The 15,377-nt window shown below is 71.2% G+C and carries 17 protein-coding genes; 12 read left to right on the top strand and 5 right to left on the bottom strand.

What is annotated here, in order from left to right; genetic code table 11:
- Window positions 1-4: 4 nt before the first annotated feature.
- Window positions 5-589, bottom strand: coding sequence for an ATP-binding protein (locus AB0472_RS16670; protein ID WP_366357175.1), 585 nt, complete (start codon window positions 587-589; stop codon window positions 5-7).
- 257 nt (window positions 590-846) lie between these two features.
- Here AB0472_RS16670 and AB0472_RS16665 point away from each other — a divergent pair, with 257 nt between their 5' ends.
- From AB0472_RS16665 to AB0472_RS16645, 5 genes are all read left to right on the top strand, one after another.
- Window positions 847-1,692: a helix-turn-helix transcriptional regulator gene (locus tag AB0472_RS16665; protein WP_366357174.1), complete on the top strand. Its 846-nt coding sequence runs from the start codon at window positions 847-849 to the stop codon at window positions 1,690-1,692.
- Complete coding sequence (locus AB0472_RS16660; RefSeq protein ID WP_366357173.1) at window positions 1,693-1,893, top strand: DUF397 domain-containing protein; 201 nt, start codon at window positions 1,693-1,695, stop codon at window positions 1,891-1,893. It begins immediately after the preceding gene.
- Between the two features lie 130 nt (window positions 1,894-2,023).
- Entirely contained in the window at window positions 2,024-3,715 is a 1,692-nt protein-coding gene (locus AB0472_RS16655) for a hypothetical protein (protein ID WP_366357172.1), read from the top strand.
- Window positions 3,712-4,239: a hypothetical protein gene (locus tag AB0472_RS16650; protein ID WP_366357171.1), complete on the top strand. Its 528-nt coding sequence runs from the start codon at window positions 3,712-3,714 to the stop codon at window positions 4,237-4,239. The genes AB0472_RS16655 and AB0472_RS16650 overlap by 4 nt, the downstream gene beginning before the upstream one ends.
- A 39-nt stretch (window positions 4,240-4,278) precedes the next feature.
- Window positions 4,279-4,791, top strand: coding sequence for a nucleoside deaminase (locus AB0472_RS16645; protein ID WP_366357170.1), 513 nt, complete (start codon window positions 4,279-4,281; stop codon window positions 4,789-4,791).
- A gap of 117 nt (window positions 4,792-4,908) precedes the next feature.
- On the opposite strand, the gene AB0472_RS16640 is transcribed toward AB0472_RS16645, so the two are convergent.
- A complete protein-coding gene (locus tag AB0472_RS16640; RefSeq protein ID WP_366357169.1) occupies window positions 4,909-5,241 on the bottom strand; it encodes a hypothetical protein in 333 nt (110 codons plus the stop codon).
- Between the two features lie 470 nt (window positions 5,242-5,711).
- Here AB0472_RS16640 and AB0472_RS16635 point away from each other — a divergent pair, with 470 nt between their 5' ends.
- Window positions 5,712-7,637: an N-acetylmuramoyl-L-alanine amidase gene (locus AB0472_RS16635; protein WP_366357168.1), complete on the top strand. Its 1,926-nt coding sequence runs from the start codon at window positions 5,712-5,714 to the stop codon at window positions 7,635-7,637.
- A gap of 73 nt (window positions 7,638-7,710) precedes the next feature.
- On the opposite strand, the gene AB0472_RS16630 is transcribed toward AB0472_RS16635, so the two are convergent.
- Entirely contained in the window at window positions 7,711-8,415 is a 705-nt protein-coding gene (locus AB0472_RS16630) for a Clp protease N-terminal domain-containing protein (RefSeq protein ID WP_366357167.1), read from the bottom strand.
- A 97-nt stretch (window positions 8,416-8,512) separates the two neighbouring features.
- On the opposite strand from AB0472_RS16630, the gene AB0472_RS16625 reads away from it, so the two are divergent.
- Window positions 8,513-9,682 carry a serine hydrolase domain-containing protein gene (locus tag AB0472_RS16625; RefSeq protein WP_366357166.1) on the top strand — a complete coding sequence of 390 codons (1,170 nt, stop codon included), beginning with the start codon at window positions 8,513-8,515 and terminating at the stop codon, window positions 9,680-9,682.
- Between the two features lie 4 nt (window positions 9,683-9,686).
- Here AB0472_RS16625 and AB0472_RS16620 read toward each other — a convergent pair whose 3' ends face one another.
- Window positions 9,687-10,571 (bottom strand): NAD(P)H-binding protein, encoded by an 885-nt coding sequence (locus AB0472_RS16620; RefSeq protein ID WP_366357165.1) that lies wholly within the window; start codon window positions 10,569-10,571, stop codon window positions 9,687-9,689.
- 92 nt (window positions 10,572-10,663) lie between these two features.
- On the opposite strand from AB0472_RS16620, the gene AB0472_RS16615 reads away from it, so the two are divergent.
- The 4 genes from AB0472_RS16615 to AB0472_RS16600 all read left to right on the top strand — a co-directional run bounded on the left by AB0472_RS16615 (window position 10,664) and on the right by AB0472_RS16600 (window position 13,654).
- Window positions 10,664-11,257: a helix-turn-helix domain-containing protein gene (locus AB0472_RS16615; RefSeq protein ID WP_366357164.1), complete on the top strand. Its 594-nt coding sequence runs from the start codon at window positions 10,664-10,666 to the stop codon at window positions 11,255-11,257.
- Between the two features lie 97 nt (window positions 11,258-11,354).
- Entirely contained in the window at window positions 11,355-11,876 is a 522-nt protein-coding gene (locus AB0472_RS16610) for a SigE family RNA polymerase sigma factor (RefSeq protein WP_366357163.1), read from the top strand.
- A gap of 69 nt (window positions 11,877-11,945) precedes the next feature.
- Window positions 11,946-13,220, top strand: a complete 1,275-nt coding sequence (locus AB0472_RS16605) for a hypothetical protein (RefSeq protein WP_366357162.1) — start codon at window positions 11,946-11,948, stop codon at window positions 13,218-13,220.
- A 131-nt stretch (window positions 13,221-13,351) separates the two neighbouring features.
- Window positions 13,352-13,654 carry a hypothetical protein gene (locus tag AB0472_RS16600; protein ID WP_366357161.1) on the top strand — a complete coding sequence of 101 codons (303 nt, stop codon included), beginning with the start codon at window positions 13,352-13,354 and terminating at the stop codon, window positions 13,652-13,654.
- Between the two features lie 152 nt (window positions 13,655-13,806).
- Here AB0472_RS16600 and AB0472_RS16595 read toward each other — a convergent pair whose 3' ends face one another.
- Window positions 13,807-14,757: a helix-turn-helix domain-containing protein gene (locus AB0472_RS16595; RefSeq protein WP_366357160.1), complete on the bottom strand. Its 951-nt coding sequence runs from the start codon at window positions 14,755-14,757 to the stop codon at window positions 13,807-13,809.
- 144 nt (window positions 14,758-14,901) lie between these two features.
- Here AB0472_RS16595 and AB0472_RS16590 point away from each other — a divergent pair, with 144 nt between their 5' ends.
- Window positions 14,902-15,360 (top strand): hypothetical protein, encoded by a 459-nt coding sequence (locus AB0472_RS16590; protein WP_366357159.1) that lies wholly within the window; start codon window positions 14,902-14,904, stop codon window positions 15,358-15,360.
- Window positions 15,361-15,377 lie beyond the last annotated feature (17 nt).

Here is a 15,377-nt window from a genome sequence, read left to right as displayed (position 1 = left end):
CCCATCAGGCCGCATCCGCTTCAGCCTCGTAGTGCATCTGGGCCAAGTCCAGAAGGTCATCGGGGGCCTGACCGCGGGCGGCGGTCCAGTGGAGCAGGTCGGCAATAAGTTCGATAGCCGACTCCTCGATACCTGCCTCCGTCATCGTTCCGTGCCGGCCGCCGCAGCCAGCCCGGTAACCCTCCAGAGCCTCGGCTGCCCGCTCAACGCGGCGGCAGCTCTTCCCCGCACTGAGCGGAATCTCGCACCACACCGCCTTGCCGGCTGCGGTTAGGACGGCTCCCCAGTCCAGCGCGCATGCCGCGATGAGGTGCAAGCCCCGGCCGCATTCCACGTCGCACTCAGTCGACCTCAGCTCCGGGATCGCACGACTCTTGTCGTGCACCTCTACCCGCAGCCGCTCGCCTCTCCATTCGAGGATCAAGGTTGCCGACACACCTTCGCCGACGTGTTTGAGAACGTTCGTCGCCAGCTCCGTCACCAGTAGCGCGGCCTCGTCGGCGGCAGCAGGCAAGCCCCATCGCCCTAGCTGACCGATCACCGCTTTCCGAAGCAGGCGCACCTCCGCCGGCGCCGCCTCGAAGGGCATAACGCAGCGGAGCAGGGACTCGGGAGCCTCGCAACCAGACATGTCGACCCTTCCCTCCCGGCCACGCGCATGCTGCGCCCGCCGTATGCATACGACTGCACCGCGTAGCAATCAGTAAGACGAGGATGACACAGAGAAATCTCTCTATGTAACTTCTCATGAGAATCCATCGAGTGAATCTGGTGGTTAGCCAGTTCCCCGCTACCTAGCCTGAGGGCGATCACCGGGCCATACCCGGGCGTGAACGAAGGAGTCGCATGGCCGAGCGGACCACAACTCGCCGCCGTCAACTGGGCGTGATGATGCGCAAGTTGCGTGCCCGCAAAGGCCTGACACTCGAGGAGGCTGGAGGGCTGGTCGGCGTGTCCAAGGCCACGGTCAGCCGGTACGAGACCCAGGCGGGGCCAGTCAAATGGATCGTCGTCGACGCCCTGTGTCGGGAGTACGGGGCGACTGAAGCTGAGCGCCGGGCGGTTGTCGGACTGGCGAAGGACGCAAAACAGCAGGGCTGGTGGAGCTCCTTCGCGGACTCCATCCCCGAGAGCATGAATCTCATGCTCACGCTTGAGGACGAAGCCACGAGCGAAAGCCATTTCTCCTGCGTCTACGTCCCTGGTCTCCTGCAGACCCGCGCCTACAGCACCGCGCTGCAGAAGGCCAACGAAGTCCCCCTCGAGGCCGACGAGATCGAGCGACTGGTCGACATCCGCATGAAGCGGCAGGACATCCTCAACCGGACCAGGCCGCTGCGGCTGTGGGCGATCCTCGACGAGTCGGTGATCCGCCGGGTCGTCGGGTCTCCACAGATCATGAAGGAACAGCTCGACCGGCTCCTGGAAGCAAACGAGTCTCCTCACGTCACCCTCCAGGTGCTTCCCTTCTCCAAGGGAGCCCACGCCGCCGCCCTCGGCAGCTTCGTCATCATCGGCGGGACCGAGCCGACACTCGACGTGGTCTACGTCGACTTCCACACCGGCTCACTCCTCCTGGAGAAGGACGAGGAACTTGACCGTTACAGACTTGCGTTCGAGTACCTTCGCGCCCAAGCGTTGGACATTGAGGCTTCTTCGTCCGTGATCCAACACATCCGCCAGGAGTTGTGAATGCCCCCAGTCACCGATGGAGTTACCGAAGAGCTCGGGTGGTTCAAGTCGTCATACAGCGGAGGAAACGCGACAGAGTGCCTTGAGGCGGCGTTTGGCCAGGTAGGGGTACTCATACGCGATTCCAAGCGGCCAGCCGGTTCTCGCCTGAGCATCTCGGCCAAGACATGGAGCAGGTTCGTGGCCAACGTCGTGGAGTAACCGGCTGGCGGCTCCCCCACTCGACGTTGTTGGCAACTTCCGTTCAAAATGCCAGAGTTGCTGATGTCGGCCGAGGCGCGGGGGGAGCGAGCGGGCTGTGGTGCAGAGGCGTCGGCAGGTCGTGTTGTGCGTGTGTGCTGTCGTACTCGCGGTCGTGGCGGTCCTGTATCCGCGCAGCGCCGATGACGTCGTGGCCGCCACCCAGTTCAGCATCGCGTTCTTCGCCACGCTGCTGACCGGCGAGGCCGTGATCTTCGCGCTCACCTTCTCGGCGGCCAGTTCCTGGCCCTCCTTACAGGCGATAGACAGCCATATCGCCTTCCGGGAGTGGGTGCTCATCGGATGGTTCGCCGCGCTCTTCACCGCCTGTGGGTTGCTCGGCGACAACAGGGTCAGCGCGACCTACGGCGCGCTGCTGTTCCTGCTGGCCAACATCTTCGGGATCTTCTCCTTCGTCCAGCTCTTCGGCCTGGCGAGCGTCGGCGGGCGTAACCGGCTGCTGTGCCGGACGCTCGCCGGGGAGCTCGGACAGGCCGGTACCGGAGGCGGCGCGCCGGGCGGCGACTTCGAGAACGGTTCCGTCGTCAACGCCTACCTCAGTGCCATCAGCCAGGCCGTGACCAGCAACGATCCGACGGCTGTACGGAATCTCGTGGACCAGTTGGCCGGGGCGGAGGTGAGTGTGGTGGCGGCCGAGCGTGCGATCACGCTTCATATCGACGTTCTGCACCGGCTCGCCCGCGCCGCCCTCGTCAGCGGGGCCGATCCGATCCAGGCGACCGCCTGCGCCGACGTCCTGATCGACTCCGTCGTCCGGCTGTGCCGGCGGCTGCCCGATCCGGCTCCGCCGCTCGGTGCGCTCAGCCGCTATCTGGCCTGGCTGGCCAACACCGCGCTCCTGATGTCGGTCCGGGGCGTCGCCTCCAACAGATCCGCCCGTGAGCTGGTCGCGCTGAGCACCGACGCCCGGTCGCGGATCCTGCGTTGTGTCGACCCGGACCCGAAGTCGGCCAGCGGGCCGGACGAACTCGGCACCCTGCTCCCGAGGCCACTTCAGGCCCTGATGTGGAGTGCGGACTTCGCCGAGTTCCATGGCGCACATCAGGCCGGGGCCTTGTACGGCGTGTACGAGATCCTCACCGGCACGAAGTTCATGGGGAACTACTGGGACGGTGCGTCTATCCTCACGCAGTTGCGGCTGGCGCTGTTCGGGGGCGAGGACGCCGTGACGACGTCGGCGGCGGACGCCGCGCGTACTGCCTTCGGGAGTGTCGAGGAGTACGACCGCTTCTGGGCCCTGACTTCGGTGACCGCGCTCGCGACCCTGCGGGACTGCCGTGTTCCCCACCCTCCGGAGCTCGTGCGGCCCGAGTTCACCCCGGATCATCAGCTGCTGGGGGCGTACCTGCGGACATTCGCGACTCACCGCTACTTCGCTACGGCCGAGGAGGCGCGTACCGCCCTGCTCGGGCTCATCTCCCATACCGCTGTGAGCGGGTCGGCTGGTCAACACGTGCACCATGGGCGGGTCGGGCGTGCCTACCGAGTACCCGCCCCGCATGTGGAGCCGCAGCTCCGGCCCGCCGCCGTGATCCTGGCCGTCGCGTGCCGGCTGGCTCCGCTCGCGCCCGCCGGGGACGACACGCAACTGCGTGGCTTCCTCACCACGCTGCCCTCGGTCAGCCTGAGGATCACCGCAGGTCTGGCCGCCCGCGTCCTGCCCGGAGCGGCCGAGGTCACGCAGACGGATCCGGTCGAGGCCATCGTCGTAGGCCTGAAAGTCCTGACACTGGTCGGGTCTCACACCCGGGAGGGGGCATGACGGATCCGGCTATAGACACGGCCGCCTGGCGTGAGCGCATCGCCGCGTTGGATTCGGACGCGGTAAGGGCCGCCGTCATCGTGCAGTGCGATCTGACGTGGCTCCGGCCCGGTCTCCTCGCTATCCGCAACGAGATCGACCAAGCCGTCATGAAGGCCCAGTTGCGCCGCGGTGACGGCCTCACCGTGGACCGGGTGGTCCTGCACAGTCTGCCGGTCGAATCCGCGGCCGCTGTCAGGGCGTTCGAGGAATGGCAGCTCCGGATGTCGGCCGCCGCTCTGCTGCTCTGCGCGGACGGTCGGCCGGCGCCCAGGATCCACCGTCTCATCCTCGGGGGTGACCAGTCGTCCGCGCCCATCCCGGATATGGTCGAAGTGCTGGACAACGGCGACTGGACCGACCACCAGCGGGCCGGGCTGGCGCTGGACATCATCCATAGGGCCGGCGCAACCACACCCCTCACGGGCTACGACATGGACCTGGACGGCCCCTTCGGCGACGCCGATCCCTCCGTCTACATGTGAGAGTGGCAGCGAGCGGCCCGCCAGAGACTTGGAGACCAGGTGCCTTTCTCCCCCGAGACCCCCGAGGACCACGTCTTTCTCGCCCAGGCCATCGAGCTGTCCCGGCACGCCCTGGAGGACGAGGGCAAGACTCCGTTCGGTGCCCTGGTCGTCATCGACGGGGAGGTCGTCGCCACCGGCACCAGTTCGGTCGTCGAGCTGCGGGATCCGACCGCGCACGCCGAGGTCATGGCCCTCCGCGCCGCCGGCGGCAAACTCGGTCGTCACCTCATGGAGGACGCCGTGATGTACTCCAGCAGCGAGCCGTGCCCCATGTGCCTGGTGGCCTGCTACTGGGCCCGTGTCTCTCGCCTCGTCTACGCCGCGACCAGTCACGATGTCGCGGTCAGTGGGTTCGAGGATCTGCAGTACTACCGAGAGCTCAGCGTCCCCAACGCGGAGCGGGCCCTGCTCCGGGAAACCGCGGTCGGCGGTGAGACGCGGGAGATCGCGGCGGCGGCCCTGGCCAGTTGGGCCGACAAGCTGCCCTTCCCCGTGGAGCCCAAGCTCTGACGTTCAGGAGGGCGCGCCCGGTCACCCACTTCTTCGGCAGTGTCGTGCCTCCATGAGGCGAGGAGAGGGTGGCCAGGAGGGGCGGGGTGGGGGCTGCGTCGGGTCTCCCCTGACAGGTCAAGGCGCCAGGTTGGTGCCCCGGATGGTCTGGCCGCGGGAGGCCGGTGGGGCCGACGTGAGGTGCTGGACGCCTTCACCCCGGAGCGTCACGAAGGCCGTGACGCCGGTGTCGAGGGCCGGGACCCGGTGTCCGTAGACGAGGACCTCTGTCAGGGTCAGGTCGAGGGCCTTCGCCGAATCGCCGAGGCGGTCGAAGCGGGCGCCGCGGCGGACCGGTCCGCGCAGGCAGCGCACGTGGACCGTGGCCTGTTCGAGGGAGGCGACGATGACCCGCTCGATCTGCAGTTCCACGCTGCTGTGACAACTGTCGGGGCTCGCGGTCTCGTTCACGCGGCTGCCTCCTCCCGCTCGGCCGGGGCACCGTGCCCGGCCGCCTTCGCTTGATCGTTCAGGGAATGTACGCCCCTTCCGCGTGCCCTCCTCGTCCGGGCCCTGCGTATGCCGGACTTGTGACCGGGCCTTCCTGGAGGCTCCTCGGGCAGGGTTCCGGAGTCCGCGCGGGCAGGGTTCCGGGGCCTCTTCGGGCAGGCTTCCGGGGCGCTCCCCCATGGCTGCGGCCGTGTGGTCGGTGGTGGACGTCCTGTGTGGGGTTCTCCTCGGGTCGTTCAAGTGCAGTTTGAAGAGGTTAAGTTGACTCCACTTCTTGCACAGGGGGATCATCCACTTCCAGGCGTCGACGGACGGAGCCCCGCGTAGGGCGCGGAGCCGTGCGCGTACCGGGTCGGGCGATGTGAACCGATGGCCCCTCGTATGCATCCTCCATTCCGCCATTTGATCCTCCGAGGTCCGGGGACTTTTTCATGAGCTCAAGCAATTCCAGACGCGGGGACGCCGCGTCGAAGCGTCGTAGCCGGCCGGTTCTGCTGACCGCCGTCGCCGCGCTCGCCGTCGCGGGCGGGGCGGCTGTGCCGGTGCCGGCCCTGGCCGACGGTGGGACCGCGGACGCCGGGACCACGCTGCAGCAGGAGTTCGCGACCGCGGCCGACGCGTACCACGTGCCGCGGCAGGTGCTGCTGGCCGTCGCGTACGAGGAGTCGGCGTGGGACACGCACGCCGGACAGCACAGCACCGACGGCGGGTTCGGCCCGATGCACCTCACAGACGTGACTCCGGCCATGATGGCCGGCGGCGACGCGGGGGCGGCGGGGCGTGCGGACGTGGCGAAGCTCGCCGCCGCTCCCGCCCTGCACACCCTCCAGGCCGCCGCGAAGCTGACCGGGTTGCCGGTGGCGCAGTTGCGTACCGATCCGGCTGCCAACATCCGTGGGGGTGCCGCGCTGCTCGCCTCCTATCAGGAGGCGGTGGCCGGTTCCCGGTCGGCCGAGCCCGGCGACTGGTACGGGGCCGTGGCCCGTTACAGCCAGGCCGAGGAGCGGCAGGGCGCCGCCGCCTTCGCCGGGCGGGTGTTCGCGACCATCGAGAAGGGCGTCAGCCGCACCACGGCGGACGGTGAGCACGTGCGGCTGGCGGCCGACAGCGATGTCGACCCGGCCGGCGGCCAGTTGAAGGCCCTCGACCTGAAGTCGGCGGCGGACACCGGTACCGAGTGCCCGGCCACCGTCGCCTGTACGTTCGTGCCGGCGTCGCCGTCCAACGGCCAGGTCTCCAACCGGCCCGCCAACGGCATCCGCATCGACAGCATCGTCATCCACGACACGGAGACGTCGTACGACGCGGCCGTCAACCTCTTCACGCAGCCGGGCGGGTCCGCCGCGCACTACGTCATGCGGTCCTCGGACGGCGCGGTGACGCAGATGGTGCCGACGAAGGACCTCGCCTTCCACGCGGGCAACTACTCGACCAACATGCACTCGATCGGCATCGAGCACGAGGGCTACGCCGCGCACGGGGCCACCTGGTACACCGAGGCGCAGTACGAGGCCACGGCCGAGCTGGTCAAGTACCTTGCCGCGCGGTTCGACATACCCCTGGACCGCGAGCACATAGTCGGCCACGACAACGTCGCCGGGCCGAACTCGTCCCTTGTCTCCGGCATGCACTGGGACCCGGGCCCGTCCTGGGACTGGAACCGGCTCATGAGCCTGCTCGGGGTGCGCACCGGGCGGCACGGTGTCGGGCCCGTCGGCTCGGTGGTGACCATCGCCCCCCGGTTCGAGACGAACCTGCAGACCGTGCAGATCTGCCCCTCCGACGACCCGACCGGTGCCACCACCGCGTGCACCGAGACGCAGGAGCCGTCGAACTTCGTCTACCTGCGCACCGCGCCCAGCGACACGGCGCCGCTGTTCGGTGACCAGGCGCTGCACCCGGGCGCGGCCGGCACCGACCGGATCAACGACTGGGGTGCCATGGCCGCGGCGGGACAGCAGTTCGTGGTCGCCGACCGGGACGGTGACTGGACCGCGATCTGGTACGGCGGCTCGAAGGTGTGGTTCTACAACCCGCACGGCTGCAACACCGCGCCCGCCCACGGGGTGAAGGTGATCTCGGCGGCCGGCGACTCGGCGGTGGCGGTGTACGGCTCCAGCTACCCGGACGCCTCCGAGTACCCGGCCGGTCTGTCTCCGTCGAAGCAGGCCCCGCTGAGCATGTACACCGTCCCGGCCGGTCAGGCGTACGTGGCCACCACGGCGCCGTCCCTCACGGACGACTTCTTCCCGTCCAGCGGCACGGTCGTCACCGGCGCCAAGGCGATGTACACCGTCCAGTACAACCACCGGGTCGCCCTGGTGTACGCCGGGGACGTCACGGCGACGGACGGCTGAACGGTCCGCCGACCGCACACCGGCGCACAAGAGACAGTGCCCAGGGGGTTCCGGCCTCCTGGGCACCGTTCGTTCAGCGGTCGGCGCCGGCCGCGAGCCGCCTGGCGGTCTCGGTCCTGACGGTCTCGTGCAGTTCCTCCGGTGTGAAGCCGAGGTCGCCGAGGATCCGGGCGGCCGGGCTGTCCGTGACGCGGATCAGGCCCAGCAGGGTGTGTTCCGTGCCGACCCAGTCGTGGCCGAGGTCGGCGGACGCGCGGCGGGCCTGGCCGATGGCCTCCTTGCTCTCCTCCCGGAACGGGATGTGACCGCGCAGCGCCTTCTCCCCGGCCGGCGGCAGCGCTTCCTGGACCGCGTCGCGGACGCGTTGTTCGGACCCGCCCTTGGCGACCAGGATCTCGTACGCCAGGCCGCGCGGTTCGCCGAGCAGGCCGAGCAGGAGGTGTTCGGTGCCGATGGAGTCGTGCCGGTGCGTGCGGGCGGCCTCCTGGGCCAGCACGACGCCGTGCCGGTTCAGGTTGGTGAACCGCTCGAACGCGGCGGGTGTGTGGCGTTGCTGGGCGGCCTGCTTGGACACCCCGATGGCGTCGCCGATCTCGGTCCACGACGCCCCGTTCTGCTTGGCCTTGCTGACGTAGTGGTCGATGAGCTGGTCACCGAGGTCGGACAGGGTCTGGGCGCGCAGTCGCGCCTCGCTGACGCGGGCCAGTTCGCCGGCGTCGGGGAGTTCCTCGTCGAGTCGGGCGATCAGGTCGGCAAGACTGATGTCGAGTGGGCTCATGCGTCAACTTTAAATTGACGAGCCCTTGCCGTCAACTTGTTCTTGACGATGCCCGTTCCGGGACCGTGCGGACCGGACCCGGTGCCAGGATGAGGGCATGACGACCATCCACGGGGAAGTGGCCGACGGGTTCGAGGGTGTACGGGAGGCGTTCCGCGCCAACTTCGCGGAGCGGGGGGACGCAGGGGCCGCCGTGTGCGTGTACCGGGACGGGCGGCCGGTGGTGGATCTGTGGGGTGGGGTGGCGGATCCGGAGACCGGGCGGGAGTGGCAGCGGGACACCTTGCAGCTGGTGTACTCCGCGACCAAGGGGGCCACCGCCACGGTGGCCCATCTGCTCGCCCAGCGCGGGGAGTTGGACCTCGACGCCCCGGTGGCCGACTACTGGCCGGAGTTCGCGGCGGCCGGGAAGGCGGGGATCCCGGTGCGGTGGCTGCTGTCGCACCGGGCCGGGGTGGTCACGGTGCAGCCGCCCGTGCCGCTGGCGGACGCGCTGCGCTGGCAGCCGATGGCCGACGCGCTCGCCGCGCAGCGGCCGGAGTGGGAGCCGGGGACAGCGCACGGGTACCACGGGCGGACCTTCGGATGGCTGGTCGGCGAGGTCGTACGGCGGGTCTCGGGGCGCACCCCGGGGCGGTTCTTCGCGGAGGAGGTCGCCGAACCGCTCGGCCTCGACTTCTTCATCGGGCTGCCGGCGGCCGAGCGCGGGCGGGTCAGCCGGATGGTGTACCCGAAGCCGGAGGTCGATCTCACGACCGTACCGCTGGACCTCGTGCCGCCGGAGGCGCGGGAGTTCGTCGCCGCCCTGCAGGATCCGCGGTCGCTGGGCAACCGGGCGTTCGCCGTCACCGACCCGGCCGAGATCGACTTCAACTCGGCCGAGGTGCAGGCCGCGGAGCTGCCCGCCTCCAACGGGATCGGCACCGCGCGCGGCCTCGCCCGGATGTACGCGGCGCTGATCGGGGAGGTGGACGGGGTACGGCTGTTCAGTCCCGAGACGCTCGCGTCGGCGACCGCGGAGCAGGCCGCCGGGGTGGACAAGGTCATCATGTTCCCGGTCCGGTTCGCCTCCGGGTACATGCTGCCGGTCGAGACCAGCCCGCTCACCGGTCCCCGCGCCTTCGGGCATCCCGGGCGCGGCGGGTCGCTGAGCTTCGCCGACCCCGAGCACGGCATCGCCTTCGGGTACGTCATGAACAGCATCGTCGAGGGCGCGGAGGACACCCGGGCCGCCGCGCTCGTCGAGGCGGTGCGGGCGGCGCTGTGAACGCCTACCGGAACGCCGGCAGGTTGCGGCCGACCCATCCCGCGAACCCGCCCGCCGGGCGGCCCAGCACGGTCGCCACGTCCGTGCTGACCCTCGACTCCGCGGGAAGCGGTGCGCCGAGGACGTCCAGCGTGCCCGCGACCGCCTCCTCCGGCATGAAGCGGGCCATGGCCGCGTGGGCCTCCGCGCGCGAGAGCTCGACGAACGTCACCTCCTCGCCCAGCGCGGCGGAGATGGCCGCCGCCTGCTGACGCGGACTGACCGGCTCCGGGCCGGTCAGCTCGTAGACGCGGCCCCCGTGACCGCCCGCGCCGGCGGCGCCGTCCGCGCGGAGCGCCTTCGCCGCCACCGCCGCGATGTCCGCCGGGTCGACGACCGGGAGGGCCACGTCGGCGAAGGGAGCGAAGACCGTGCGCCTGGTGCGGATGGTGTCGGCCCAGGCGAGGGCGTTGGAGGCGAAGCCGCCGGGGCGCAGGATCGTGGCGTCGAGGCCCGACGCGCGTACCGCCGCCTCGAACTCGCGCAGCCGGGCGTGCGAGGGGGCCGCCGGGCGGGTCGCACTGACCTGGGAGGAGACCAGGACGACCCGTTCCACGCCGGCGTCCGCGGCCGCCCCGAGCAGCAGCTTCGGGTCCTCGCCGAAGGCGTTGAGTTCGCCGCCCAGGACGATGAACAGGGCCGACGCCCCGGTCAGCGGCGCCCGCATGCCCGCCGCGTCCCCGACATGGCCCTCGGCCCACCGGACGCCGGGGACGCCCGGTGCGCCGGGGGTTGCGGTGGACGCCTGCCGGGGGCGGCGGGACACCGCCACCACCTCCTCGCCCGCCTCGGCCAGCAGGTCGACCAGCGTCCGGCCGATGGTGCCGGTCGCGCCCGTCACTGTGATCATCAGTTCCCCCTGCTTGTTAGTCAGCCGACTGACTTAGTCGGCGGACTCAGAACCTAGCACGGTCGACTCCCCTGCTGTCTATAGTTAGTTGGGTGACCAACTCAGTGGACCGGCGCGTACGGGCGTCGCAGAAGCGGCAGCGGCTGATGGCGGCGGCCGCCCGGGTCCTGCACGAGCAGGGCGTCGAGCGCACCACCCTCGCGGACATCGCGCGGGAGGCCGACGTCCCGGTCGGGAACGTCTACTACTACTTCAAGACCAAGGACGAACTGGTCCGGGCAGCGCTCGGCGAACACACCGCGCACCTCGACGAACTCACCGCCCGTCTCGACCGGTTGCCCGACCCGCGCGACCGGCTCAAGGCGCTGGTCGGGGCCTGGGTCGAGCAGCGTGAGGTCGCCGCCCGGTACGGCTGCCCCACCGGCACCCTGGCCGCCGAGCTCGGCAAGCGCGCCGACGGCAGCCTCGACGCCGAGGCCGGTGCGGTGATCCGGCGGCTGCTGGACTGGGCGGCACTGCAGTTCCGCGAGCTGCGGCTGTCCGGCGCGGGCGACCCGGACGACCTGGCCGTCACCCTCGTCTCCGGCTACCAGGGCATGTCACTGCTGGCCAACGCCCTGCGCGACCCGGGCGTCATGACCCGCGAGGGCGAGCGGCTCTCCGACTGGCTCGACTCGCTCCGGTGAGCCGCCCCTGAGAATCCTTTGAAACATTTACCCCGGCCCACCGCATCAATGAGGTGGTACGGCAGAGCGCCGGAGCCGGGGACGGGGGAGCGTGCGGATGAGTCAGAGGACCGGGGAGGACTACGCGGAGTTCGCCGCGGCGCGGGCCGGGCATCTGTACCGGTCCGCCTGCCTGCTCACCGCCGGGGACACCTACCTCGCCGAGGACCTGGTGCAGGAGGCGCTCGGGCGGATCTACGTCCGCTGGGGCCGGGTCTCCCGCGCCGAGAACCCCGCCGGGTACGCGCAGACCGTCCTCACCCGCACCTTCCTCGCCCACCGGCGGCGGTTCAGCAGCAGGGAGCGGGCGAGGGACTCGTTCCCCGAACTGGCCGACACCGGCACCGATCCCGGTGGCGCCGACCCCTCGCTGCGGCTGACGTTGCTCGACGCGCTGGCGCGGCTGCCGGCCAAGGACCGGGCCGTGGTCGTCCTGCGGTACTGGGAGGACCGGTCGGTGCACGAGACCGCGGACGCGCTCAACATGAGCTCGGCCGCGGTCCGTACACGGTGCGTGCGCGCCCTCGGGCGGCTGCGCGAGCTGCTCGGCGCGGACCTCGCCGAGTACGCCCGCCCCTGACATCAACCTGCATCAATCTGCATCAACTTGCATCAACCTGCATCGACCTTGTGGAGACGGTGGTTCGTCATGCCCGTGGAGCGGCAGCACAACGACAGTGACAGCAGCGGTGAGCACGCCTTCGAGGCACGGCTCTCCGCCGCCCTGCACGACGCCGGGGACACCTTCGAGGCCGACCGGCGCACGCTCGTCGCCGGCGGTACGGTGCGGGGGCGGCGGCTGTGGCTGCGGCGCCGGGCGACCGTGCTGGGCGGGGCGGCCGGGGTCGCGCTCGCCGGGGTCGGCGGGGCGATGCTGGTGCCCCGGAGCGCGTCGCCCGCCGGACGGCCGCCGTCCGCCGTGAGCACCACCCCGCGCCCCGCGGCCTCCCCCACCGCCCGCGCCGTCACCGCGGACGGGATGATCGGCATGCTGGAGAAGCTGCTGCCCGAGGGGAAGTTCGGCAAGCCGTCGGGCCGGGGCGTCGACGCGAGCGCGCCGCTCGTGGCGCCGTACGCGCAGGTCGTGTTCGACGACGGGCGGGGCCCCGGCGCCGTCAGCGTCGCCGTGAACCGGGTGCTGCCGGGCGGGTCCGACGCCCGGCAGGCCGTGCAGTGTCCGGACCGGGTCTACACCCCCTACGACAGCTGCGTCACCCGCCATCTGCCCGACGCGTCCGTCGTCACCGTCGTCAAGGGGTACGAGTATCCCGACCGGCGGGTGGACACCAAGCTCTGGACGGCGAACCTCGTCACCCCGGACGGCCACCACGTCTCCGTCAGCGAGTGGAACGCCGCCGCCGAGAAGGGCGCGCCGGTCAGCCGGGACGAACCGCCTCTGTCGGCCGATCAGTTGATGGGTCTGGCGGCCGCGCACGAGTGGCGCGGGGTCGTCGACGCCATTCCGGCGGACCCCCGGCAGACCGAGGAACCACCCGCGGCGCAGGGGAACGGCACCTCCATCCGGAAGACCCTCACCTCGCTGCTGCCGAAGGGGCTGAAGGTGGTGGCGCACGGGAGCGACGACGACCAGTTCAGCTACGTCGTGGTCGACGACGGCAAGGGGCGGAGTCTCGTCCAGATCAACGTGCAGCCGGACATGTCCGACGTCGCGCACCAGCTGTTCGGGTCCGGGTCCGAGACCCTTCCCGACGGGACCATGGTCGCCGGGCGGAAGCAGCCCGGGGAGAAGGGCGGCGCCGGGGTCGTCATGTGGACGGTCGACACCATGCGCACCGACGGCTTCCGCGTGGTGGTCAGCGCCTTCAACTCCGGCTCGCAGCACAGCGCCGCGACCCGCAAGGCCCCGGCCCTGACCATGAAGCAGCTCCGCGCGATCGCGCTCAGCGCGAAGTGGCGGCCGTGACCGGGCGGGGTGAGCGGGGGCCGGCGGCGCGGTCCTTCCCCGGCGCCCGGCCGGGGGTACCCCCGACACCTCTGCGGCCGTCGCCGCGTTAGCCTCGGGAATCAGGCAGAAAGCGGCAGAAGGAGACACACATGGCCAGGGTTCCCAGTTCGGTGATCGCCGCGGGCGGCCTCGTCGGGGGTTACGGCGTGGCCCGGTGGACGAAGCAGCGGCCGCTGGGCGGGGCCGTGCTGGCCGTCGCCGGGGCCGCCGCCGCGCAGCAGTGGCGGCAGCGGGCGGGCGGGAAGGCGGCCGGGGCGCTGTGCGCCGCGTACGTCGCCGCGTTCGCGGGGTCGCATCCGCTGGCCAGGAAGGTCGGCGCGTGGCCGTCCGTGCTCGGGGTGGCGGGAGCGGTGGCGCTGGCGTCCTGGGCGGTGGCGGACCGGCGGGCCTGAGCGCCGAGCGCTCCGCCGGGAGGGCCGCGAGGTACCGTGTGCCGGCCTGCCGTCTTCCGACTGCGGCGCCGTCGCGGCTGGTCGCGCGGCTCCCCGAGCCTTCCGGCCGGGGGTGGCCCCAGCGCCCTCTGCCAGGGGTACCCCGGCGCCCTCTAAGGAGCGCGGAAGGCCCGGCGGTAGGCCTGCGGGCTGGTGCCGACCACCCTTCTGAAGCGCTCGCGGAAGGCGGTCGGGGAGCCGAAGCCCGACTGGGCCGCGATGCGTTCGACGGGGTGGGCGGTGGTCTCCAGCAGGTGCTGGGCCCTGCGCACCCGGGCCCGGTGCAGCCACTGCAGCGGGGTCGTGCCGGTCTGGTCGCGGAAGCGGCGGTTGAGGGTGCGGGTGCTCATGCCGGCCCGGTCCGCGACCTCGTCCAGGGTGAGGTCCCGGTCGCAGTTGTCCTCCAGCCAGGCCAGGAGCGGCTCCAGGGTGGCACCGGCCGGGGCCGGCGGCTGGTCGTGGACGATGAACTGGGCCTGGCCGCCCTCCCGTTCCAGCGGCATGACCGACATCCGGGCGGTGTGCGCGGCGACCGCCGAGCCGTAGTCCTTGCGGACCATGTGCAGGCACATGTCCATCGCCGCGGCCGCGCCCGCCGAGGTCAGGAACTGGCCGTTGTCGACGTACAGGACGTTCGGGTCGACGTCGACGCGCGGGTGCAGCGCGGCCAGGGCGTCGGCCGCCGCCCAGTGCGTGGTGGCGCGCAGGCCGTCCAGCAGGCCGGTGGCCGCGAGGACGAACGCCCCGACGCAGACCGACGCGATCCGCGTGCCGTTCGCCGCCGCCGCGTGCAGGGCCGCGGTGACCTCGGGCGGCAGTGTGGGGGCGGGATCCGCGACGCCCGGCACGATGATCGTGTCCGCCTCGGCCAGCGCGTCCAGCCCGTACGGCGCCTTCACCGTGAACGCGCCGCCCGCCGCGGTCACCTCGGCCGCGGAGCCGCACACCCGTACCCGGTAGGCGTCCCGGCCGTCGGGCAGCCGGGCCCAGCCGAAGGTGTCGATCGGCACGGTGAAGTCGGACGGGACGACCTGGTCCAGGACGAGTACGGCGACGGTGTGCATGGCAGGAACCTAGCCGTTCGACGGGTTGTCGCCAAGCGCCCGCCCGGTTCCCGCACACCGGCACCCGATGCCTGGCGAGAATCCGTCGAAGGGTGGCAGTATTGCCGCTTCTGCGCGATCATCCGGCCGCCTACGGTCGTCGCCGTGACCAAGTTCCTCCTCGCCGTCCATGTCCTCGCGGCGATCGTCGCGATCGGTCCCGTCACCGTCGCCGCCAGCATGTTCCCGCCGGCCGCCCGCCGCGCCATCGAGGCGCCGGACGACGTCCGGGCCGCCGAGACCGTCCGGCTGCTGCACCGGATATGCCGGGTGTACGCCGTCGTCGGCGTCGCCGTCCCCGTGTTCGGGTTCGCCACGGCGAGCAACATGCGGGTGCTGGGCAGTGCCTGGCTGATCACGTCGATCGCGCTCACCGCGGTCGCGGCGGTCGTCCTCGCCGCGCTGGTACTGCCCCGGCAGAGCGCCCTCGTGGAGGCCGGCGCGGGCGGCGGCACACGGCAGGCGACCGCCCGACTGGCCATGTTCACCGGGGTGTTCAACCTGCTGTGGGCGGCCGTGACGGTACTGATGATCGTACGGCCGGGGTCGACGACCGGCGCCTGAGCCTCGTACCGGACTGC

It is taken from the genome of Streptomyces sp. NPDC086777 (genome assembly GCF_040702065.1).
GTDB lineage: Bacteria > Actinomycetota > Actinomycetes > Streptomycetales > Streptomycetaceae > Streptomyces.
Note: the sequence above shows the minus strand (reverse complement) of the source record. Positions and strands in the feature narration are given on the sequence as shown.